At 66.4% G+C, this 19,016-nt stretch carries 18 protein-coding genes and 1 pseudogene; 5 read left to right on the top strand and 14 right to left on the bottom strand.

Annotation, left to right across the window (positions count from 1 at the left end):
* The first annotated feature begins 322 nt into the window (after positions 1-322).
* Positions 323-679 carry a hypothetical protein gene (locus AC5P7R_RS04145; protein ID WP_227854195.1) on the top strand — a complete coding sequence of 119 codons (357 nt, stop codon included), beginning with the start codon at positions 323-325 and terminating at the stop codon, positions 677-679.
* Positions 680-776: 97 nt separating this feature from the next.
* Here AC5P7R_RS04145 and AC5P7R_RS04140 read toward each other — a convergent pair whose 3' ends face one another.
* Entirely contained in the window at positions 777-2,975 is a 2,199-nt protein-coding gene (locus AC5P7R_RS04140) for a TonB-dependent receptor (RefSeq protein ID WP_227854194.1), read from the bottom strand.
* Positions 2,976-3,216: 241 nt separating this feature from the next.
* Between AC5P7R_RS04140 and AC5P7R_RS04135 the strand changes: the two genes are divergently transcribed.
* Together AC5P7R_RS04135 and AC5P7R_RS04130 are read left to right on the top strand one after the other, a co-directional pair.
* Positions 3,217-3,819, top strand: coding sequence for a TetR/AcrR family transcriptional regulator (locus AC5P7R_RS04135; protein ID WP_021202336.1), 603 nt, complete (start codon positions 3,217-3,219; stop codon positions 3,817-3,819).
* A 12-nt stretch (positions 3,820-3,831) separates the two neighbouring features.
* Positions 3,832-4,944 carry a DNA glycosylase AlkZ-like family protein gene (locus AC5P7R_RS04130; protein WP_227854193.1) on the top strand — a complete coding sequence of 371 codons (1,113 nt, stop codon included), beginning with the start codon at positions 3,832-3,834 and terminating at the stop codon, positions 4,942-4,944.
* Between the two features lie 252 nt (positions 4,945-5,196).
* On the opposite strand, the gene AC5P7R_RS04125 is transcribed toward AC5P7R_RS04130, so the two are convergent.
* The 3 genes from AC5P7R_RS04125 to AC5P7R_RS04115 form a co-directional block, all read right to left on the bottom strand.
* Positions 5,197-5,790, bottom strand: coding sequence for a mechanosensitive ion channel domain-containing protein (locus AC5P7R_RS04125; protein ID WP_478435845.1), 594 nt, complete (start codon positions 5,788-5,790; stop codon positions 5,197-5,199).
* Positions 5,791-5,796: 6 nt separating this feature from the next.
* The gene (locus tag AC5P7R_RS04120) at positions 5,797-6,663 is read right to left on the bottom strand and encodes a glucose 1-dehydrogenase (RefSeq protein ID WP_021202339.1); all 867 of its coding nucleotides are present in this window, start codon (positions 6,661-6,663) and stop codon (positions 5,797-5,799) included.
* A gap of 100 nt (positions 6,664-6,763) precedes the next feature.
* Complete coding sequence (locus AC5P7R_RS04115; RefSeq protein ID WP_478435844.1) at positions 6,764-7,147, bottom strand: sensory rhodopsin transducer; 384 nt, start codon at positions 7,145-7,147, stop codon at positions 6,764-6,766.
* 32 nt (positions 7,148-7,179) lie between these two features.
* Here AC5P7R_RS04115 and AC5P7R_RS04110 point away from each other — a divergent pair, with 32 nt between their 5' ends.
* Positions 7,180-8,193, top strand: a complete 1,014-nt coding sequence (locus AC5P7R_RS04110) for a TIGR03885 family FMN-dependent LLM class oxidoreductase (protein ID WP_478435843.1) — start codon at positions 7,180-7,182, stop codon at positions 8,191-8,193.
* Here AC5P7R_RS04110 and AC5P7R_RS04105 read toward each other — a convergent pair.
* Positions 8,163-9,752 (bottom strand): alpha-amylase family glycosyl hydrolase, encoded by a 1,590-nt coding sequence (locus AC5P7R_RS04105; protein ID WP_495213770.1) that lies wholly within the window; start codon positions 9,750-9,752, stop codon positions 8,163-8,165. The two genes, AC5P7R_RS04110 and AC5P7R_RS04105, sit on opposite strands and share 31 nt — an antisense overlap.
* Before the next feature lie 161 nt (positions 9,753-9,913).
* Here AC5P7R_RS04105 and xth point away from each other — a divergent pair, with 161 nt between their 5' ends.
* Positions 9,914-10,705, top strand: coding sequence for an exodeoxyribonuclease III (gene xth, locus AC5P7R_RS04100; protein WP_111098498.1), 792 nt, complete (start codon positions 9,914-9,916; stop codon positions 10,703-10,705).
* Here xth and AC5P7R_RS04095 read toward each other — a convergent pair whose 3' ends face one another.
* The 9 genes and pseudogenes from AC5P7R_RS04095 to AC5P7R_RS04055 form a co-directional block, all read right to left on the bottom strand.
* Complete coding sequence (locus AC5P7R_RS04095) at positions 10,706-12,424, bottom strand: sensor domain-containing diguanylate cyclase (RefSeq protein WP_111101920.1); 1,719 nt, start codon at positions 12,422-12,424, stop codon at positions 10,706-10,708.
* Positions 12,425-12,474: 50 nt separating this feature from the next.
* Positions 12,475-12,720: a hypothetical protein gene (locus AC5P7R_RS04090; protein WP_495213789.1), complete on the bottom strand. Its 246-nt coding sequence runs from the start codon at positions 12,718-12,720 to the stop codon at positions 12,475-12,477.
* Positions 12,720-13,355 carry a DNA-3-methyladenine glycosylase gene (locus AC5P7R_RS04085; protein ID WP_111101921.1) on the bottom strand — a complete coding sequence of 212 codons (636 nt, stop codon included), beginning with the start codon at positions 13,353-13,355 and terminating at the stop codon, positions 12,720-12,722. Before AC5P7R_RS04085 ends, AC5P7R_RS04090 begins: the two co-directional genes overlap by 1 nt.
* A 72-nt stretch (positions 13,356-13,427) precedes the next feature.
* Complete coding sequence (locus AC5P7R_RS04080; protein ID WP_111098495.1) at positions 13,428-14,387, bottom strand: cation diffusion facilitator family transporter; 960 nt, start codon at positions 14,385-14,387, stop codon at positions 13,428-13,430.
* Positions 14,388-14,456: 69 nt separating this feature from the next.
* A complete protein-coding gene (locus AC5P7R_RS04075) occupies positions 14,457-15,041 on the bottom strand; it encodes an AprI/Inh family metalloprotease inhibitor (RefSeq protein WP_478435841.1) in 585 nt (194 codons plus the stop codon).
* Positions 15,042-15,250: 209 nt separating this feature from the next.
* A complete protein-coding gene (locus AC5P7R_RS04070) occupies positions 15,251-15,508 on the bottom strand; it encodes a hypothetical protein (protein ID WP_005409784.1) in 258 nt (85 codons plus the stop codon).
* Positions 15,505-16,857 (bottom strand): TFIIB-type zinc ribbon-containing protein, encoded by a 1,353-nt coding sequence (locus tag AC5P7R_RS04065; protein ID WP_111098494.1) that lies wholly within the window; start codon positions 16,855-16,857, stop codon positions 15,505-15,507. Before AC5P7R_RS04065 ends, AC5P7R_RS04070 begins: the two co-directional genes overlap by 4 nt.
* 20 nt (positions 16,858-16,877) lie before the next feature.
* Entirely contained in the window at positions 16,878-18,017 is a 1,140-nt protein-coding gene (locus AC5P7R_RS04060) for an SPFH domain-containing protein (protein WP_478435840.1), read from the bottom strand.
* Between the two features lie 101 nt (positions 18,018-18,118).
* Positions 18,119-19,009 (bottom strand): annotated as a pseudogene (locus AC5P7R_RS04055) (NAD(P)-dependent oxidoreductase); the annotation flags it as partial.
* Between the last annotated feature and the right edge of the window lie 7 nt (positions 19,010-19,016).

The raw sequence follows: 19,016 nt of genomic DNA, 5'->3' as shown, positions 1-19,016 counted from the left end.
CGACAATGCTGCCACTGCGTGAACGTTGCTGTCTTTGCACTTGGGTTGTTGTCGCCTGCCACCCCGCTGTGCACGTGATGGATTGCCACCGAAAAAGGGTGGCCGGGTGTGGAAACCCGTTTAGCTATGCGTTGTCTACGCTTGCCAGCGGGCGTCGCCTTGCGCGGCGCCGGCTGGCATTCCGTTCGCGTTCTATGGCGGGCGGTACGTGGGGTGCGCGCAAGCGAACCCACCGGGTAATGACGCTTAGCTACCGGTTTCCACACACGTACCGTCCGCCGCCTTTGTTAAGGGTCCCGCATGCCTTGCACAGAGACCTGCCATGAACGCATCGGAGTTCCCCCATCAGCGCGCCCCGGCCAATGCCGATGAGGGGCACGACATCCCGCCCGATCCCAACAACCTGACGGCCCTGCTGCACAGCATCGGGCTGGGCGCGGCCTCTGACGGCCAGCCTTGGCCCGAGCGCCACCAGCTGCCGGGCCGGTGCCTGGCGTTGGCCGACGCCGACGGTGCGCTGGCCGGGCTGCGTGTGGTGCAGGAGATCCTGCTGGCGGCCGAACGCGCCCGCCAGAATGGCGGCCCGGAACAGTACGTGGGTGATCGCGTAATGGAAGGGCTGAAGCTGGCGGCATTCGCGTTGACCAGCCACGCCATCTATCGCCTGCATCCGGAATGACACGTAGATCCACGCCATGCGTGGCTGCCGTTCGCGGATTGCCTGACGACCTGTAGAGCCGAGCCTATGCTCGGCTCTACAGGGGTTCCACGCCAGCTTAGAAATCCATCGTTGCCGACACCAGCACCGTCCTCGGTGCACCCAGCGCCAGGCTCGACAACAACGGCATGCCCCAATACGACTTGTTGGTCACGTTGTTCACGCTGGCCCGCAGCGCAAGCGATCGACCCGCCACGGTGGTGCTGTAGCGCGCGCCCACGTCGAACAACGTACGCCCCGGTACCGACAGGCGGTTGTCGGCACTGATGTACTGCTTGGACATCGCCGTGGCAGTGCCGGTCAAGGTCAGGCCCTGCAAGGTCGGCACATCCCACTCCACGCCCAGCTTGGCCTGCCGCTGCGCCACGGCGGTAGCGATGCGCCCTTCATTCACGCCACCGGCCGTGCGGGTCAGCTTCGGCTGCACATAGGCCACGCCACCGAGCAGGCGCACGCCGTCCAGCGGTGCGCCGAAGAAGCCCCATTCCACGCCGCGATTACGTTGCTCGCCGCCAAACGAGAAGATATTCGTGACCGGGTCGGTATAGCTGCTCGGTCGCTTGATCTCGTACACGCTGAAGGTGTGCGCGAAGCGGCCCAGGTCCAGCTTCAGGCCCAGCTCCTTCTGCTTGGTGCGGAACGGTGCGAACACATCACCGGCATTGGCAGCGGTCATCGGCGCGGTGGCGCCCTGGCTGAGGCCTTCGATGTAGTTGGTGTAGAGGGAGATCGTGTCGGTGGCCTTCAGCAGCAGCGCCGCAGCCGGGGTGGTGGCGCTCTCGTCGTAGCGTGAAGTGCGTGCGCCCGTGGCCACGCTGAAGGTCTCGCTGACTACCTGCTGGCGGCGCACGCCCAGCGTCAGCTGCACGCGGTCATCGGCGAAGGAGAGGGTATCGGCGAAGCCGAGGCTGTCCAAGCGCAGCTCGGTATGCGAGATGTGCGGTGCCACGAACGGCGCGGCCGGGCCCCATACCGGGTTGTACAGATTGGTGGTCCAGTCCCAGCCGGGTACGCTGCGCCGGCCGTAGTCGTTCTGGGTGTGCTGGTAGTGGGTCACGTTGGCGGCCCACTGGTGGCCGACAGCGCCGGTGCGGAAACTGCCACGCAGACCAGCATCTGCGGATTGCTTCTTGATATTGAAGGCGAGCTGGCCGATCACTGTGGTGAAGTCGCCGGCTGGATTGAGGATCTGCGCGCTGATCGAACCGTTGTAGCGGTAGTCGGTCTTGCTGGTGCCGTAGGCCAGGTAGGCCATCAGGGTGTCATTGATGTCCAGCTCGCCGCGCAGCATCGCGCCCTTGTCCTGGCTGTCCACGTAGGCCCAGTCCGGGTTGATCAGCGTATCGCCGCGCGGCGGGCGCGGAATGGCCACACCCGGTGCCAGGCCGACGCCACGCGAGGGGCCGTCAACACGGTCATCGGCGCTGTACAGATCGGCCGACAGCCGCGCACGTTCGCCGCGCCAGTCCAGTGCCAGCGAACCGAGCTGTACCTTCTTGCGCTGCTTGCCGACGGCGCCGTCACCATCACGGTAGGCACCGTTGAAGCGGATGCCGAACTGCTTGTCGGCACCGAGGCGGCGACCCATATCCACATGGGTACCGAACTGAGCATCGGAGGCGAAATTGGCACTGACCCGCAGCAGCGGTTGATCGCCGGCACGCTTGGGGACCAGGTTGACGCTGCCACCGACCGAGCCGCCCGGCGGCATGCCGTTGAGCAACGCCGAGGGGCCTTTCAGCACCTCGATGCGTTCGAACATTTCCGGCGAAGTGCGGTAGTAGGGCGCCATGCCGCTGAGGCCATTGAAGGTGGTGTCGCTGGTGCTGGAGGCGAAGCCGCGGATCGCGTAGTTCTCGCTCCATGCGCCGGTGACGCCGTTGCTGAAGACGGTGGGGTCGGTGGCGGCGATGACGTCGGTCAGGTCCTTGGCCTGGCGGTCACGGATGAACGACTCGGTGTAGCTGACCGTACTGAACGGCGTGTCCATGAAGTCCTTGTCGCCGAGCAGGCCGACGCGGCTGCCAGCCGCGACCTGGCCGCCGGCATAGTCACCCGTGACGCGGCGCTGCTCCTGCACCTGCACCGAGGGCAGGGTGGATGGCGCGGTTTCGGCCAGCGCGGCTGGCGATGCCAGCAGGGCCAATGCCAGGGCCGAAACCCGGTAGCGCCGGGCCACGCCCGGCGGATGCCCCAGGACAGGGTCTGCAGGGGGTGCGGGACGACGCGGCGGGGAAGTGAGGTTGAACACGGGCATGCCAGGTTCCTGTGGATCGCAGGTGCGACGGCGCCCGGCGCGCGGCCATCGGCTCGCACGGGATTGGGGCGCGGTGCAGGGTTGTTGGCTGGGTGGAAACCTGGCGGGAAGGTGAGCATTGGGCTCGGTTGCCAACGGCGCGCCGGTGATGAACCAGACGCATTCCGAATTAGTTGAGTAAAATAAACTAAATTGAGCGAAGCGGACAAGAGGGTCCTTTTGCTGGCACCCTCAGCAGGGTATGAGCACGCACCCCGATCCAACGGCGCCGACCCGTGGCCGCCCGCCCACCATCACCCCGGAGCGCCTGGCCGACATCGGCATCCGTCTGGGCCTGCCCAACCTGACCATGGCCAACGTGGCCGCCGAACTGGCGGTGACCCAGGCGGCGCTGTACAAGCGCGTGGCCAACTTGGAGGCGTTGAAACGCCTGGTGGCCGAGGCGGTGTTCCAGCGCTGGGAGATTCCGCGCGCGTCGGTCGACGCACCGGGTGGGCTGGAGGCCTACCTGATGCGGTTCGTGGAGTCACTGTGCGAGGTGGTGAAGGCACATCCCGGGCTGCCACCGTACCTGTTGCGGCGCACGGTGGCGACCGCGCCGATGCTGGAAAAGATCGCCTCGCACCAGGCGCATGTGGCCGAGGTCTTCGGCCTGCCGATGGACAAGGCACGCTGGCTGCTGGCCACGATCGCGTTCTACTGCATCGCCGGCGCCGACACCATCTACGCGATTGCGGATGACGAAGAGGGCCAGGTGATCTCCGAGTTCAAGCAGGGCATGCGGGCGCTGGTGATCGGGTCGTTGCAGTTGTTGGATGCGGAGGACGCGGACGGATCACCGTGATGCCATCGACGCATGGCGTGGATCTACAATGCGGCCATGCCTGCCACGCCCACCCTTGAAGATCTGCGCCGCTACGCGGTGGCGCGCACCCTGTTCAAGCCGACCACGCTGCTGACCGCGATCCGGAAGCTGGGCTTCGTGCAGGCCGACCCGATCCGGGCGCCGGCACGCGCGCAGGACCTGACCCTGCGGCACCGGGTGAAGGACTACCGCGCAGGTGATCTTGAGCGCCGCTATGCGCGCCTGCCGGTGGAAGAGGACTGCCTGGTGAACTACGGCTTCCTGCCGCGCGAGCATCTGGCACTGATGCACCCGCGCGTGTCCAAGCGCGAATGGGACGCCGAGACCCAACGCCGCGCCGCCGACGTGCTGGCCTTCGTGCGCGAGCGCGGCAGCGTGCACCCGCGTGAGGTGGACCAGGCGTTCGCGCATGGGCGGGTGACCAATTACTGGGGCGGCACCAGCAACGCAAGCACGCATCTGCTTGACGGCATGCACTACCGTGGCCTGCTGCGGGTGCAGCGGCGCGATAGTGGCACCCGCATCTATGCAGTGGCCGAGCACGCCGAGCCGGACGCCAGCGAACAAGCGCAGGTCGAGCGCGCCGCCGCCCTGATCGACCTGGTGGTGCGCAAGTACGCGCCGCTGCCGTCGGCCAGCCTGACCTATCTGGTGCGCCTGCTGGGCTATGGTGCGCCGCATCTGGCCGAGCAGACCCGCAAGGCATTGGCGCTGGCCAAGCAGCAGCTGGCCAGCTGCACGCTGGAGGGCACCACCTGGTACTGGCCGGCGGACGAGAATCCGCGTTCGCGCCGCTATGCACCGGACGAACAGGTGCGCCTGCTGGCGCCGTTCGACCCGGTGGTGTGGGACCGCCGTCGCTTCGAGCTGCTGTGGGGATGGGTGTACAAGTTCGAGGCCTACACGCCTGCACCGAAGCGCCAGTATGGCTACTACGCACTGCCGGTGTTGTGGCACGACCAGGTGGTGGGCTGGGCCAATCTCAGCGTGCGCGAGGGTGAGTTGGTGTCGAACGTGGGTTATGCCGGCAAGTCGCTGGCCCGCGACAAGGTGTTTGGTGGCGCGCTGGACGACGAGCTGCAGCGCATGGCGGAGTTCCTGTAGCGTCAAGCGGCGCATGGGTACCTATCTGGTGCTGGCCGCGTTGATGTGTTGGTCTGTGATCGGGCTGGGCTTCGGCTGCTTCCCGGCACACAGTGCTGCACAGCTGGACCCTATCCAGGCATTGACGGCGGAATAGGGCCGCCCGCTATGCACCTGTAGAGCCGAGCCCGCGCTCGGCTGCACTCCGTTCAGGTCGCGCCGTACCGAGCGCTGCGCGCAGCAAGCCGAGCATGGGCTCGGCTCAACAGCTACTCAGCGCACCTTGCCTTTGATCGGCACGCTTCCCGGCAGCTGGGAATAGCCGCTGTCACCCCAGTGGCGGGTGATGCGCTGGAAGAACAACGAGTTGGGCACGCGCAGCAGGCAACCGCGCGCGCCTTCGCCACGATCACTCAGCGTGGTGTAGATCAGGTTGATGTCAACCACCTGACCGCACAAGCCCGGCTTGTCCACGCTTTCCAGCACTTCGATGGTGTCATTGATGCGGAACGGGCGCGTGGCGACGATCAGGAACGAACAGAACAGGTTGGACAACACGCTCCACGCTGCAAAGAACGCCACCGCACCGACCGCCATGAACCCGGTCAGCGCGGTCCACAGCACCGAGCGCGAAACGCCCAGCCGCTCCAGTATCAGCAGCGCGGCCGCCAGATACAGCAGCAATGCACCGCCGCGGCGCAGGCCCACATGAAGCTCTGGAGCCAGCCTGCCGCGCTGCCGGGCCTGCACCAGCATCCACGCCAGGGCGCGCACCATCACCCACGCGACGCCGAGGATGGCCAGCACCTCGGCCACCGGCACAACCACGGTCAGCCAATCCTGGATCCAGGCGGGCAATTCGGCCATGAGGGGTCACAGTGTTGCCGCGCCGCCGGAGATGGTCAGCAGTGCGCCGGAGGTATAGCTGGCGCTGTCCGAAGCCAGCATCACATAGGCCGAGGCCAGCTCGGCCGGCTGTCCGGGGCGGCCGAACGGCGTCTGCGCGCCGAACTGTTCGACCTCTTCGGCGGCCATGCCAGCAGGAATGAACGGCGTCCAGATCGGGCCGGGCAGCACGGCATTGACGCGGATCTGATGTTCGGCCAGCAGGCCGGCCAGCCCCAGCGTCAGGTTGGCGACGGCACCCTTGGTTGCAGAATAGGGAAGGATGTTCGGCGTCGGCCGTTTGGAGTTGACCGACGCGGTGTTGATGATCGCACCGCCACCGCGCAGGTGTGGCACGCACAGCCGGGTCAGATTGAACACGGCATGCACATTGGTATCGAACGTCCGCTTCCAGTCATCCAGGGTGATGTCGTCGAAGTGCTCGTAGTAGCGCTGGTACGCCGCGTTGTTGACCAGGATGTCGAGGCCGTCCAGTTCGCTGGCCACGCGGTCCACGAGCGAGCGCGCCTGTGCCGGGTCGCTGATGTCACAGGGCACCAGCACGGCCTTGCGCCCGGCCTGTTCGATCTGCTGCTGCACATGGCGGGCATCGTCCTGCTCACCATCGAGGAACGCGATGGCAACGTCGGCGCCTTCGCGCGCAAAGGCGATGGCCACGGCCGCGCCGATGCCGCTGTCACCGCCGGTGATCAGTGCTCTCTTGCCCTGCAGCAAGCCATGGCCGCGGTAGCTGTCCTCGCCGTGGTCCGGACGCGGTTGCATCTGCGTTGTCTTGCCGGGGAAGGGTTGCTGCTGGGCCGGGAAGGGCGGGCGTGGGTAGTCGGGCAGGGCCATCGTCACTCTCCGAAAGGAAACCTGCGCCAGTCTCCCTCCAAGTGGGTAAACGGCTGGAGGGCGCGGTGTCGTTGCAGCGTGGACGCCTGCGCGCGCGGCTTCACAATGGATGCGCGATGGTGGTCATGATGCTGTTTGCGGCCTGCCGGGAATCCAACCGGGTGTGCTGCACGATGATCGGCTGGTCGGATTCGACGAGGGTAGCGAAGCCGGTGCCGCGCGGTACCGGCGCCGGATCCTGCAGGTCATTGAAGCGCAGGTGACAAGTGCGTCGTGCCGGCACGGTGACCCGGTACGGGCCCACGGGATCTCGGTCTTCGAAGTAGAGGGTCAGGGTGACATGCGCGTCCTCGTTGCCGGCATTGAGGACACAGCAGGTTTCGTGACTCTGCATCTCCGGTGACGGTCCGTTGCTCCAGGCTGGAATGTAGCCTTCGGGGATAGCCCAGCGTCGATGCCCGATGCAGGAAGCGTTCGTTTCCATGACGCCGTTTTAGCCCGGCGGGTGTTGCCATCGTGTCCAGTCCCCGCACATCATCCGTGATGACCATCGGCTACCACGCATCGCATGAGCAGTTCCCGCCCGCCACTTTGCTGGGCCTGGCACTGCGCGCCGAACAGGCGGGATTCGAGGCTTTGATGTGCTCGGACCACTTCCACCCGTGGACGACCGCGCAAGGGCAGTCCGGCCACAGCTGGGTATGGGCCGGCGCGCTGGCGGTGCAGAGCGCATTGACCCTGGGCATGGTGACCTGCCCGATGCTGCGCCAGCACCCGGCATTGGTGGCACAGGCAGCGGCGACGCTGGAGCAGTTGGCGCCGGGCCGGATCTGGCTGGCGCTGGGTACCGGCGAGGCCCTGAACGAGCGCATCACTGGCCAGCCGTGGCCAGCCAAGCGCGAGCGGCAGAAGGCACTGCGCGATGCGGCCGAGGTGATGCGGCGGCTGTGGGGCGGCGAGCAGGTCGACCACGACGGTGGCTTCCGGGTGCGCCAGGCACGGCTCTACAGTCGCCCGGCGCTTCCCCTGCCGCTGCTGGGGGCGGCCGTCACCGAGGAAACTGCACGCTGGATAGGGGGCTGGGCCGATGGCCTGATCACCATCAGCCAGCCACTGGCGCAGTTGCGGCGTGTGGTGGCGGCGTTCGAGGACGGCGGTGGCAGGGGCAAGCCGATGTACCTGCAGGCCAAGCTGTCCTACGCGCGCGCCGAACAGGCGGCGCTGGAAGGTGCGATGGAGCAGTGGAGCGCCAACGTGCTGCCGCCGGAACTGGCCGAAGGGCTGGACCAGCCCGAACAGTTCGAAGCACAGGCCCGATCGGTCAGCGCCGAGGTGGTGCGCCAGCACGTGCATGTCTCGGCAGACCTGGGCCAGCATCGGGCCTGGCTGCAGGAGCTGCAGGGACTGGGCTTCGATCGCATCTACCTGCACAACGTGAACCGCGAGCAGGAACGCTTCATCGATGATTTCGCCGAGCACGTACTGCCTGCGCCGCGCACTCAGGCACCCTCGGCGGCCAGCCACGTATAGCCATGGCCTTGCAGGTAACAGCGGCGATCCTGCAGCTTGGCGCCTTGGCCCACCAGCGTGTTCAACGGACCGCGCAGGGGCACGTCCACCTCGACCGGCTCGTCGCCGAAGTTGATCAGTGCCAGTGCCTGATGGGGTGCCTCACCGTAGCGGAGCATCAGCAGCGCGGGAGATGGCGGGTCGAGCGTGTGAGGACCCTGCTGCAGCACGGGATGTGCATTGCGCTGCTGCAGCAGCTCGCGCACCCGCAGCAGCAGTGAACCTGGCGTCGTGCGTTGCGCCTCGACGTTCACCGTGCGGTAACCGTACGGGCCGTCTGCCGGTGGTGCGCGCCAGGCATGCCGCGGTTGATCGGTAAACCCCGCCGCTGGTCCACCGTGCCAGTGCATCGGCATGCGCACGGCATTGCGCTCTGGCAGCTCCAGGCAGTCACCGAGGCCGATCTCTTCGCCGTAGCGGATCACCGGTACCTGGCCCAGCGACAGCAATGCCGCCCACCAAGCCATACCCTGCCATGCGATGTCGCCCTCCAGCATCGGTGCCAGCCGGCGGCGGATGCCACGGCCATAGATTCGCATGCCACGCTCAGGGGCGAAGCGTCCCATCACCGCTTCGCGCTCGTCCGGCTCCAGCTGCTCCAGGTCAAGCTCATCGTTGTTGCGCAGCCAGGCGATGCGGGTGTGCGGCGGCGCCTGCGGTCCGTATTCGGCCATGACCCGGGCCACTTCGCTGGCGTCGCCGCGCGCCAGGGCCAGGAAGAAATGATTGTTGAGGTGGAAATCCAGCAGGTGCGAAAGCCGCCGGCCCTGGCAGAGGAAGTCACCGTAGCGCGACGCGGGGACGTCCGCTTCGCCGATCAGCGGCAGGCCTGGCTGCTGCGCGTCTGCCGTGGCGCGCATTTCCTCCAGCAGCCACAGCCCGTCGTCGCGGGGGTCGGCGTGTCGCGCGCGCTCGGCCATGTACGGCACCGCGTCCACGCGGAAGCCGGCCACGCCGCGCTGCATCCAGAACGTCATCACCCGCAGCAGTTCGTCGCGTACTGGCGCATGGGCCAGCTCCAGGTCTGGCTCGTGCCGGTAGAACATATGCCGGTTGAACGCGCCGGCCTCGGCGTTCCAGGTCCAGGCAGACGCCTCGATCGGCGGGAACATCGGCTTCAGGCCATCGTCGGGCACGTGGTCGCTCCACAGGTACCAGCGGCGCCAGGCCGGGTCGCCGCGCTGCGCGGCGACGAACCACGGGTGAGCGCTGGCAGTGTGCTGCATCACCAGCTCGACGATGATGCCGATGTCGCGTGCGGCGGCAGCATCGACCAGGCGCTGGAACGCCGCCTCGTCACCCAGGCGTGGATCGATGCGGTAGTGATCGGTGACATCGTAGCCACCGTCACGGCCGGCGTTGCAGTAGAACGGCAGCAGCCACAGGTGGCTGACACCGAGCCACTGCAGGTAGTCCAGCTTTTCGGTGATGCCATCCAGAGTGCCCCAGCCGCGCCCATTGCTGTCGCGGAAGAGGTAGGGGTCGACCTGGTAGATCGCACGCAGCGGACGCACCGCCATTGGGCCGCTCCAGCACCGTTCAAGGGTGACCAGCCTGCTGCGCGACATGGCAGCGGTCCGTGAACCGGACGGCACCGCATCATGACGTGGCATCCACGGTCCCTGCATGCCTGGGCGCGCAGAGTGAATGCTCGTCCCGCTGCGTCGAGGAACCTTTATCCATGCCCCGCCGCAAAACGCTTCGTATTGCGACGTTCAACGTCAACGGCATCGGCACACGCCTGCCGCAGCTGCTGGACTGGCTGCACAGGGAATCGCCGGACGTGGTTGCCCTGCAGGAACTGAAGGCCACCGACGCCGCGTTTCCCGCTGCGGCATTGGAAGAGGCCGGCTACGGTGCACTCTGGCAGGGTGAGGCGCGCTGGAACGGCGTGGCGCTGCTGGCCCGGGGCACCATGCCGGTCGAGAGCCGCCGACGATTGCCGGGCGAACCCAAGGATACGCAGAGTCGCTACCTTGAGGCAGCGGTGCACGGCGTCATCGTGGGTGCCCTCTACCTGCCCAACGGCAACCCGCAGCCCGGGCCGAAGTTCGACTACAAGCTACGCTGGATGGAACGCCTGATCCGGCATGCGCGCAGCCTGGTCGAGCTGCCGCACCCGGCGCTGCTGCTGGGTGATTTCAACGTGATTCCCAACGAAGCCGACGTCTACGACCCCAAGGCCTGGCGCCGCGATGCGCTGTTCCAGCCCGAGGTTCGCGATGCCTTCGAGCGGCTGCTCGCGCAGGGCTGGACCGATGCGCTGCGAAAGGTGCACGGCGACGCCACGATCTACACCTTCTGGGACTATTTCCGCCAACATGCCGAGCGCGACCGTGGGCTGCGCATCGATCATCTGCTGTTGAATCCGATACTGGCGGGGCGACTGAAGGATGCCGGCGTCGACCGCTGGGTACGACTGCAGGAAAAGGCCAGCGACCACGCGCCAGCCTGGGTGACGGTCAGGGCGTGATCAGCGTGCGGCCGGGTCTTCGCGCCGCTCGCGGCGTACCCGCGCGCGGGTGCGGTACAGGCGGCTGTCCGCCTTCTGGATGGTGTCGGCCACGGGTTCGCCGGGCGTGTTGATGGCCGCACCCATCGAGAACGCGCTGGGCGAAAGCGCGGCGTGGTCCTGGTACCAATGCTCCAGTTCGCTCAGGCGGCCATTCGCTGGCGCGACCAGCACCACCATGAACTCGTCGCCACCCAGCCTTACCACGGTCTCGTCCTTGCCCAGCGGCGAGCGCAGGAAGGTGGCGAACTCGACCAGCACGGCATCGCCACGGCGGTGGCCCTGGGTGTCGTTGATGTGCTTGAAATGGTCCAGATCGAACATCACGCACGCCCAGCGCTCGTCAATCAGTTCATCCAGCCGGTGCAGGTAACGCCGGTTGTAGCACTGCGTGAGCGGATCCTTGAAGGACATGTCGCGCAGCTGCTGCTCCTGCATCCTCAGCGCGGTGACGTCCTGCGCATGCCCCAGCACGTAGGGCGGGCTGGCTTCGTTGTCGAGCACGTTGTGGTACGCCCAGTAGTGGCGCGTACCATCGGCGGCAATCAGCTCGATCACGCCAGCGTCGGTGTGGTTTGCCTGGATCCGGGCGAGGTAGGCCTTGAAGCCCTCGCGCTTTTCCGGTGGCATCAGGTCACACAGGCTGCGCCCGATCATCTGGCTTTCCTCGAAGCCCAGCGACTGCACCGCCGCCGGATTCACCGAGGTCAATGTCCCGTCCAGCGTGTGGGTGCAGATCAGGCCCAGGCTGTAGTGGAACAGTCGCCGGTAGCGGGTTTCGCTGGCTTCCAGCGCGTCGAGCGCGGCCCGCTCGTCCGTGATGTCCTGGATGGCCCCGACCAGGCGCGGATGGCCGTCGACCTGTTGCCGGCTGCCGACCACCCGGGTCCAGATCGCGCGCCCGTCGGCGGTCGTCATTGGCAGCTGCACCTCCCAGGACGTGCCTTCGTCGATGCAACGCTGCACTGCCGCGCGGATGATGTTGCGGCTGTCTTCGCGATAGAACGACAGCGCGGTGTCGAGCGTCGGTTCAAAGTTGCTGCGCACGCCGTGCAACTGCTTGGTCTCGCGGGTCCAGCGCACTTCGTTGGTGACCAGGTCCATCTCCCAGCCGCCCACCCGCGCCGCGCGGTTGGTGCGCTCCAGGAAGTCTTCGCTGCGTTTCAGCTCGCGTTGCAGCGCTTTCGCCTGGCCCACCTGCGCCATCAGGGTACTGCGCTGTTCCAGCACCTGGGTGGTGACCCGCGCCAGATGCACCATCAGTTCGCGCTGGGAGGGGGACAGCACGCCGGGCATCGGGTCGAGCAGGCACAGCGTGCCGATACGTGCGCCGTGCGCCGAGCCCAGGGGGATGCCAGCGTAGTGGCGGATGCGCGGCCCACCTGTCACCAGCGGATTGGTGGAGAAACGTGGATCCTGGCGCGCATCGGGTATCTCGAACAGCTCGTCCTGGCGTATGGCATGGGTGCAGAAGGAAATTTCGCGAGCCGTCTCGCTGACGCCCTCAAGGCCGATGTTGGCCTTGAACCACTGGCGGTCTTCGGCCACCACGGTGATCAGGCCCATCGTCAGGCCAGTCGCGGCGCGGGCGGCGGCGACGATGGCATCGAACACCGGCTCCGGGGGCGTATCCAACAGGTGCAGTCCTTCGATTTCGAGCAGTCGTTCGGCTTCGTCCATGGCGCTTTTCAGGGCTGGGTGGCGAGGGCGGTTGCGGCGGCTGTCTTGGATCACGGTAGTGCGTGCGGCGTTATGTATCGCCATGGCAGGGTGATGCCGGCGTGAGGCGCGCGCGCCGACTCAGTGTTGCCGGTAGCCAGCGCGGCATCACCGGACACCAGGTCCTGCCAGCGCAGCGTGATGCCCTTGCGGCGCCCCTTTTCAACCAGCTTCAGTCCTTCGGGGTCCACGATGAGGGTGTAGGGCTGGCCATCGATGTCCAGTTCGCGTCGCAGCGGTTTGTCGAGCGGGGTCATCATCGTTTCCTCGCCGGGGAGAGAGCGCGGCGTGGCTGTATCGATACGTGACGATGATCACGGACGTGCCAACGCCAGGGGAAATCAACAGCGCGGGTGATGCCGATGCGGGGCCCGACCACTGGATCCTCCGGCGGCGGCACGCCGTCGCTGACGATGACAATGCCGTGGTTGCCGGTCACCAGATCAGCGCCGTCGAAGCTGCGGTCCAGCCCGAAGGCCTGCGAGAGCTTGCCGGGCCCGCTGGCCAGATCGTGGTCGCGGCGCGCAGCGGGGCGCAGTTCGCGCATGCGCTCCAGGCCCACCAGCGGCTCGATGGCCCGCAGCAGCACCGCCACGCCTTCACCCACTTCGCCGCAGACAACGTTGCTGCCCCAGTGCATCCCGTAGGTGAAATAGACATACAGGCGGCCGGCCTCACCGAACATGCTGGCCGTGCGCGGCGTCTGCCCGCGATAGGAGTGTGCGGCCGGATCGACACTGCCCGCGTAGGCTTCGACTTCAACGATGCGACCGGCCCGGCCATCGTCACGGACCAGGAGCTTGTTGAGCAGCTCGGGCGCAACCTCGACGGGCGGGCGCCGGTAGAAGCTGCGCGGGAGGATCTGAAGAGAGGCAGGCAACCAATCCGGCACGGTAGAGGCAGGCTCGGGCAAACGGTGATGGCACTGTGGCATCAGGCAGGTGAAACGGGCGCAGACGCAGTGTCATTGCTGCGCAGGACCGGCGGCCAGTGCGGCTCTCCGTGCGGCATAGACCTCCGGCGTCTGTGGCTTGATGAACAGTGCCACCAGTTCCGGATACTCGCGCTTCACCGCCGTTTCGATGCGGGTGATGCAGGCTTCGATCTGCGGGGTCCGCCGGTCATCCTCGAACTCGGCGCTGAGCATGGCCACGACCTGTTCCGGGCCCATCTGCATGGTGGTCACGCCATTGGCGCGGCGCAGGTCTGGATCGGTTTCCGCCACGGCCATGATCCGATCGGCCACCGCCGGGTGGGCCGGCTCACCCACCAGCAGTCCCTTGGTTTCGCGTGCGAGAAGAAAGGCGGTGGCGGCAAGCACGCCCGCGATGCACAGCGACGCCACACCATCAAGCACCGGCATGTCCAGGATCTGTGCGGCCACGAGCCCGATCAGTGCGAAACCCAGGCCCAGCAGGGCCGCGCTATCCTCCAGCAGCACGGTAAAGGTGGAAGGATCCTTGCTGCGGCGGAAGGCTTCGAAGTAGCCAAGCTTGCCCTTGGTACGCCGGAACTCGCGCAGCGCCACCCACCAGGAGGCACCCTCGAACAGGATGGAGATGCCCAGCACGCTGTAGCTCAACGCGTGGTTGGTGGCCGGCTCCGGCTGGCGGATGTGCTGGATACCTTCGTAGGCCGACACACCGGCGCCGGCAGCGAACACCAGCAGGGCGACGATGAAGCTCCAGAAGTACAGTTCGCGGCCATAGCCGAACGGATGTACCGGGTCCGGCGCCTTGCCGGCGCGGCGCAGCCCGTACAGCAGCAACACCTCGTTGAGGGTGTCGACCAGCGAATGCACGCCTTCGCTGAGCATGGCCGAGCTGCCGGAGATGCCGGCGGCGATGAACTTGGCGATCGCAATGGCGAGGTTGCCCGCGAGCGCGGCATAGATGACAAGGCGGGAACCGGTGGGAGCGGACATGTCAGCAGCGGGGCACGGTAGACGGCTGATCTTCGCGGTCTGCCCGTGCCCATCGCGTGCACGTCGCGGTCAACGCCCCCTGGGATTGAGATAAAGCCGGGCTCCATCCGACTCGCGGAACCCCGACCAGCGCCCGCTGCCCGACGCGCGGAAACGCCCGTACACCGTATTGCTGGTATCGGTCAGCAGCAGCTGGTTGCCCGACAGTACCCAGCGGTTGGCCGAGAAGAAGCCGTCCGGGCAGCCGGCAGGCACGTAGGCGCTGTAGCCACCGAACCACTCACTGTTCTTCAGCTCGATGGTGCAGGTGGTGCCGTTCTCCTGGCCCAGCGTCCAGCTGCCGAACAGATCGCTGTCGCGCACATCGCGGTCGCCGCGGTGGCGGTCATGGTTCCAGTCGTCGTTGTCGTCGTGGAAACCGAAGCCCACGTCGATCTCCTTGCTTTCGGTGCGCGACTCGGACTGGGAGCTGCCACTGGTGGTGGTCTGCGTGGTCATCGAACCACTGGTCTGGGTCTGGGTGCTGCTGGATTGCGTGGTCTGGTCGGTGTGGGTGGTCTGTTCGCCGAAGCCGGACGAAGCGTCCTGGGCAAGGGCGGGCAGGGCCAGGAAGTACAGCGCCGACAGGCAGCTACGGGCAAGCAGAGCAGCCATCGCAGGATCCTCGGAAGGGTGGATCGCGCGAGCATCGAACCGGTGGGGTGGGAGACGGTGTGAGGGCGCGCCCTGAGGCAAGCCAGCCAAGGACAGGTGCTGTCCGCTGAAGGGTAGTGCCGGCCGCTGGCCGGCTCCCCTTTGACGCCCAGAGCCGAAGGAATGCCGGCCCGCGGCCGGCACCTCCCGCAGCCAGGCATGGCTTGGCGCTACGGGTCGGGTTTCACCCTTACCACCCGTTTCCGGTACTCGTACACGTTGTCACCGCGGATGCGCTTTTCCTCGGTGCCGGTGACCCGGCCCACCTGCTGGTCCGAACCGGTCACGGGCTGTGCCTCGATTTCGGTCTCGTGCTCGAAGGAATGCGATTTGTCGGTGTTGCGGTAATAGCGGTACAGCGCCCAGTACAGCGCGGTCGCGCCGGCTGGACCTGCCGCCAACAGCCAGAGTCCACTGTCGTCGCTCATGTCGATGCTACCAGGAAGGCAATTGCGAGGGCTTCAATGATGGTGCCGGTGGCCAGTGCCGCCAGCAGCATCTTCCATTGCTGCACGGGCACGCTGCCCATGGTTTCGCCGGTACGGCCGTTCACCGCGATGTAGTGCAACATGCCGCCGTTCTTTCCGGGCTGGTGATACGAGTACAACCACACCGGCAGGTACATCGACACCCAGCGCGTTCCATGCACCTCCAGCTGTTCCTGTTCCCAACGCACGCCACGGTTGTAGCGCCTCACCGAACCTTCCACCTGTGCGCGGGCAATCGACAGAAGCTGGTCTTCCAGCCGCGGCCGCAGCTTTTCCACGTCGAGATTGCGTTTTTCAGAGGTGAAGCCGGCCAGGTACGAAGCGTTCCATTTCACCGCGTTCTTGGTGTCGAATGGCAGGATGGTGTTGATGATGTTGTTGGTGTTGGCCCGGGTATCCAGATTGCCGCGCTCGGCCGAGGATTCCAGGGGCAGGTCATCAACGGTGAAATCGACCTGGCGTTCGACCTGGTAGACATCGGCGTCGTAGAGGGTGCGCTTGTTCTTCTCGCTGCCCACCGTGTACTCGCGCGTCTTGATCTCGCCCTTGCCGGCCACGGCCGCGCTTACATTGCTGTCGACGATCATGTAGGGGAGGAACACGCCCACCACGTTTTCCGGGGTGAACTGGTCCTTGAACGCTTTCAGCGCGAACATCCGGCGCTTGTCGACGAACTGGCGGATGCGCGCGACCGCATCGTCCTTCTTGATGTGGAAGGGCAACACCGCATCGGGCACGGCGCCATTGCTGATCTGTTCGTTGACGCCGAAGACGTGGCGGCACCAGTGGCAGCGCGCCGTCATCGTGCTTTCGGTATTGACCGTGACCTCGGCACCGCAGCCGGTGCACTTGAACGTCATCAACGCCGAGGTGTCGGCGTCGATGTCACGCGCGCCGGAGGCGATGACCGTACCGCGCAGCTGGTCGATGGCCTCGCCCAGCCCGAATTCCTCCTCCACGCGCGCGCCATGCCATTCGTGACGGCAGTACAGGCAGACCAGGATATCGGTGCCGGCCTTGGGCCGGATGTCGGTGGCGCCGCACTTCGGGCAGCGGTTGAGACCGTCTTTCAGCTCGCTGGCCGAGGTATCGATGGCCACAGGATCGGGCGCTTCCACTTCATCGCGGATGGCCTGTGGCAGAGTCGACGTGTCCAGCGGGAAGCTGCCGGGCAGGGGAGGGACGTCCTGCGGCGAACCGGGCCCATCCAACGACGCCGCCGGCAGGGGCGGCGGCGTCGCGGGCACGGATCCGGGCAGCGGCGGTGGGCCGTTTCTGGGATCGGACATGTGGGTTGTGCGTTCCGCTGTTACAGGCCCAGTGCCTTGGCTTTCAGGGCGTCATAGTCGCCTTGGGTGATCAGGCCCAGGTCCAGCATTTCCTTTGCCTTCTTCAGCTTGGCCACCGGGTCATCCGCAGCCGGGGTGACCGGCTGCTGCATGCCGCCCACACCGAACATGCCCGAGGCCATGCCGACACCGACCAGGCCCGCCGCACCGCCGTTCTCGCCGGCCGACTGGATGCCCTGGGCGACGCTGGCCTGCAGGTTGGAATTGCCGCGCGAACCGGACAGCGCATCGGCGCGCTGCACGGTCTTCAGCAGTTCGCGGGTGTTGGCGTCGTACTCGATCGAGACGATGGCGGTCTTGACGATGGCCAGGCCGCGGTCGGACTTCCACTGGTAACCCTGCTCGACGGCGGCGGACAGGCTCTGCGCGAAGCCCAGCGAGTCCTGCTGCAGCTTGGTGATGCGGTTGCCCTTGCCCGGATCGTTGGTATACAGGCTGAAGGCCGGGGCCAGCGAACCGACCACTTCATTGAACAGCTGGCTGGCAGCGGCGTTGTCCAGATCGGTGAAGTCGAACACCTGGCCCGGCCGCAGGTAGCTGGCCGGCACGAAGTTCTTCACAAACAGGATCGGGTCGACGATCTTCAGGGTGTACGAGCCACGGGTGACCGCGCCTACCTGGGTGTTGAGGAAACCGTCGTCCCAGTAGATTTCCGACTGGGTGCCGAAGCGGTTGTCCGGCAGTTCCTTCAGCGAGACGAAATAGGCCGCCTGCTGCGAACCCGGCTGGCCGCCAAACTTGAAGCGTTCCCAGCTCTGCTTGATGAAGGTGCTGACCAGGCCGTCGCCGGCGAAGATCGACCGCGAGTTCAGGTCGTCCGAACGCCATTCGTAGCCACCCGGTTCGGCGACGAATGCGGTGATCGCGCCGTCCTGGAGCAGCAGCAGGCCGTAACCTTCGGGCACGATGATCTTCGAGCCGTTGGTGATGATGTTGGACGAGCCGCTGGTGTTGGAGCCGCGGCCGGCATTGGTGCCCTGCGGCACCGCCGCGAACAGGGCGGCCGTGGACGGCAGGCCCGCCGGCACGGTGTAGAAGTCCTTCCACTGGTCGGCCAGCACACCGCCAACCGCACCCTTCACCGCCTGTACCAGACCCATGACCAACTCCCTGTGATTCGAGGGCAGGCACCATGCCTGCCGAGCTGGACTGAATATAGCAGCGGTGGAGGACGGCAGTAGTGCCGGAACATGAATCCGGATCAGCGCCGGCCAGTGCCGGTTGGCCCGGCCCGTACCGCCTGCAGCACGGCCGCCATGTCCAGCGCCCCCGATCCGGACGCCAGTGCCTGTGCGAACAGCGCGTCGCTGGCGTCGATCAAGGGCGCATGCATGCCCACCTCATGGGCGGCAGCGGCTACCAGCCCACTGTTCTTGCGCACGTCGGTGATCGACGCCTGCACGCTGAAGTCACCACGGATCATTTTGTCCAGCTTGATTCGCGATACTTCGCTGGCCATCGGCCCTGCGTTGAGCACCTGCGCGAAGCGGTCAAGCTCGATGCCGTGTGCTTCGGCGAAGTACACCGCTTCGGCCAAGCCGGTGACCAAGGTGATCAGGTACAGGTTCACCGCCAGTTTCATGCGCAGTGCGGACGGCACTGCACCACAGCACACCGTTTGCCTGCCCATCGGTGCAACCAGTGGGGCGGCTGCCGCGAGGTCGACATCGGCACCGGCCAGCAGGATCACCAGCTGCGCCGCTTCGGCCTGCACGCGTGAGCCAGACACCGGCGCTTCCACGTAGCGGCCGCCCGCGGCACGGATCTGTTCGGCCAGCGCCTGTGAGTACGCTGCCGAGCTGGTACCCATGTTGATCAGCAGGCGGCCCTCGACCCGCTCGCCAAACGCCGCGCCATGCCGATCGAGCACGCTGTCGATGGCATCGTCATTGGCCAGCATCAGGATGAGGGTGTCGCAGGCCGCGAATACCTCGTCCACCGCCTCGCAGACGTTGATGCCGGCGGTGCGCGCGGCCGCATGGTTGCGGTCGGAGCGCGACCAGCCGCATACCTCGTAACCTGCGCGAGCCAGATGGGCCGCCATGGGCGTTCCCATCACTCCAAGTCCCAGGAATCCGATGCGCATGATGGACGTCCGC

The organism is Stenotrophomonas sp. YJH_SMC_27 (genome assembly GCF_059369815.1).
Note: the sequence above shows the minus strand (reverse complement) of the source record. Positions and strands in the feature narration are given on the sequence as shown.

What these genes read in the sequence shown, in the direction of transcription:
- xth (WP_111098498.1), top strand. Translation starts at nt 9,914, where the DNA reads ATGCCCCGCCGCAAAACGCTTCGTATTGCGACGTTCAACGTCAACGGC.
- AC5P7R_RS04120 (WP_021202339.1), bottom strand. Translation starts at nt 6,663, where the DNA reads ATGGCCCTGCCCGACTACCCACGCCCGCCCTTCCCGGCCCAGCAGCAA.
- AC5P7R_RS04070 (WP_005409784.1), bottom strand. Translation starts at nt 15,508, where the DNA reads ATGAGCGACGACAGTGGACTCTGGCTGTTGGCGGCAGGTCCAGCCGGC.
- AC5P7R_RS04105 (WP_495213770.1), bottom strand. Translation starts at nt 9,752, where the DNA reads ATGGCGGTGCGTCCGCTGCGTGCGATCTACCAGGTCGACCCCTACCTC.
- AC5P7R_RS04060 (WP_478435840.1), bottom strand. Translation starts at nt 18,017, where the DNA reads ATGGGTCTGGTACAGGCGGTGAAGGGTGCGGTTGGCGGTGTGCTGGCC.
- AC5P7R_RS04140 (WP_227854194.1), bottom strand. Translation starts at nt 2,975, where the DNA reads ATGCCCGTGTTCAACCTCACTTCCCCGCCGCGTCGTCCCGCACCCCCT.
- AC5P7R_RS04075 (WP_478435841.1), bottom strand. Translation starts at nt 15,041, where the DNA reads ATGGCTGCTCTGCTTGCCCGTAGCTGCCTGTCGGCGCTGTACTTCCTG.
- AC5P7R_RS04135 (WP_021202336.1), top strand. Translation starts at nt 3,217, where the DNA reads ATGAGCACGCACCCCGATCCAACGGCGCCGACCCGTGGCCGCCCGCCC.
- AC5P7R_RS04145 (WP_227854195.1), top strand. Translation starts at nt 323, where the DNA reads ATGAACGCATCGGAGTTCCCCCATCAGCGCGCCCCGGCCAATGCCGAT.
- AC5P7R_RS04115 (WP_478435844.1), bottom strand. Translation starts at nt 7,147, where the DNA reads ATGGAAACGAACGCTTCCTGCATCGGGCATCGACGCTGGGCTATCCCC.
- AC5P7R_RS04065 (WP_111098494.1), bottom strand. Translation starts at nt 16,857, where the DNA reads ATGTCCGATCCCAGAAACGGCCCACCGCCGCTGCCCGGATCCGTGCCC.
- AC5P7R_RS04130 (WP_227854193.1), top strand. Translation starts at nt 3,832, where the DNA reads ATGGCGTGGATCTACAATGCGGCCATGCCTGCCACGCCCACCCTTGAA.
- AC5P7R_RS04125 (WP_478435845.1), bottom strand. Translation starts at nt 5,790, where the DNA reads ATGGCCGAATTGCCCGCCTGGATCCAGGATTGGCTGACCGTGGTTGTG.
- AC5P7R_RS04080 (WP_111098495.1), bottom strand. Translation starts at nt 14,387, where the DNA reads ATGTCCGCTCCCACCGGTTCCCGCCTTGTCATCTATGCCGCGCTCGCG.
- AC5P7R_RS04095 (WP_111101920.1), bottom strand. Translation starts at nt 12,424, where the DNA reads ATGGACGAAGCCGAACGACTGCTCGAAATCGAAGGACTGCACCTGTTG.
- AC5P7R_RS04090 (WP_495213789.1), bottom strand. Translation starts at nt 12,720, where the DNA reads ATGACCCCGCTCGACAAACCGCTGCGACGCGAACTGGACATCGATGGC.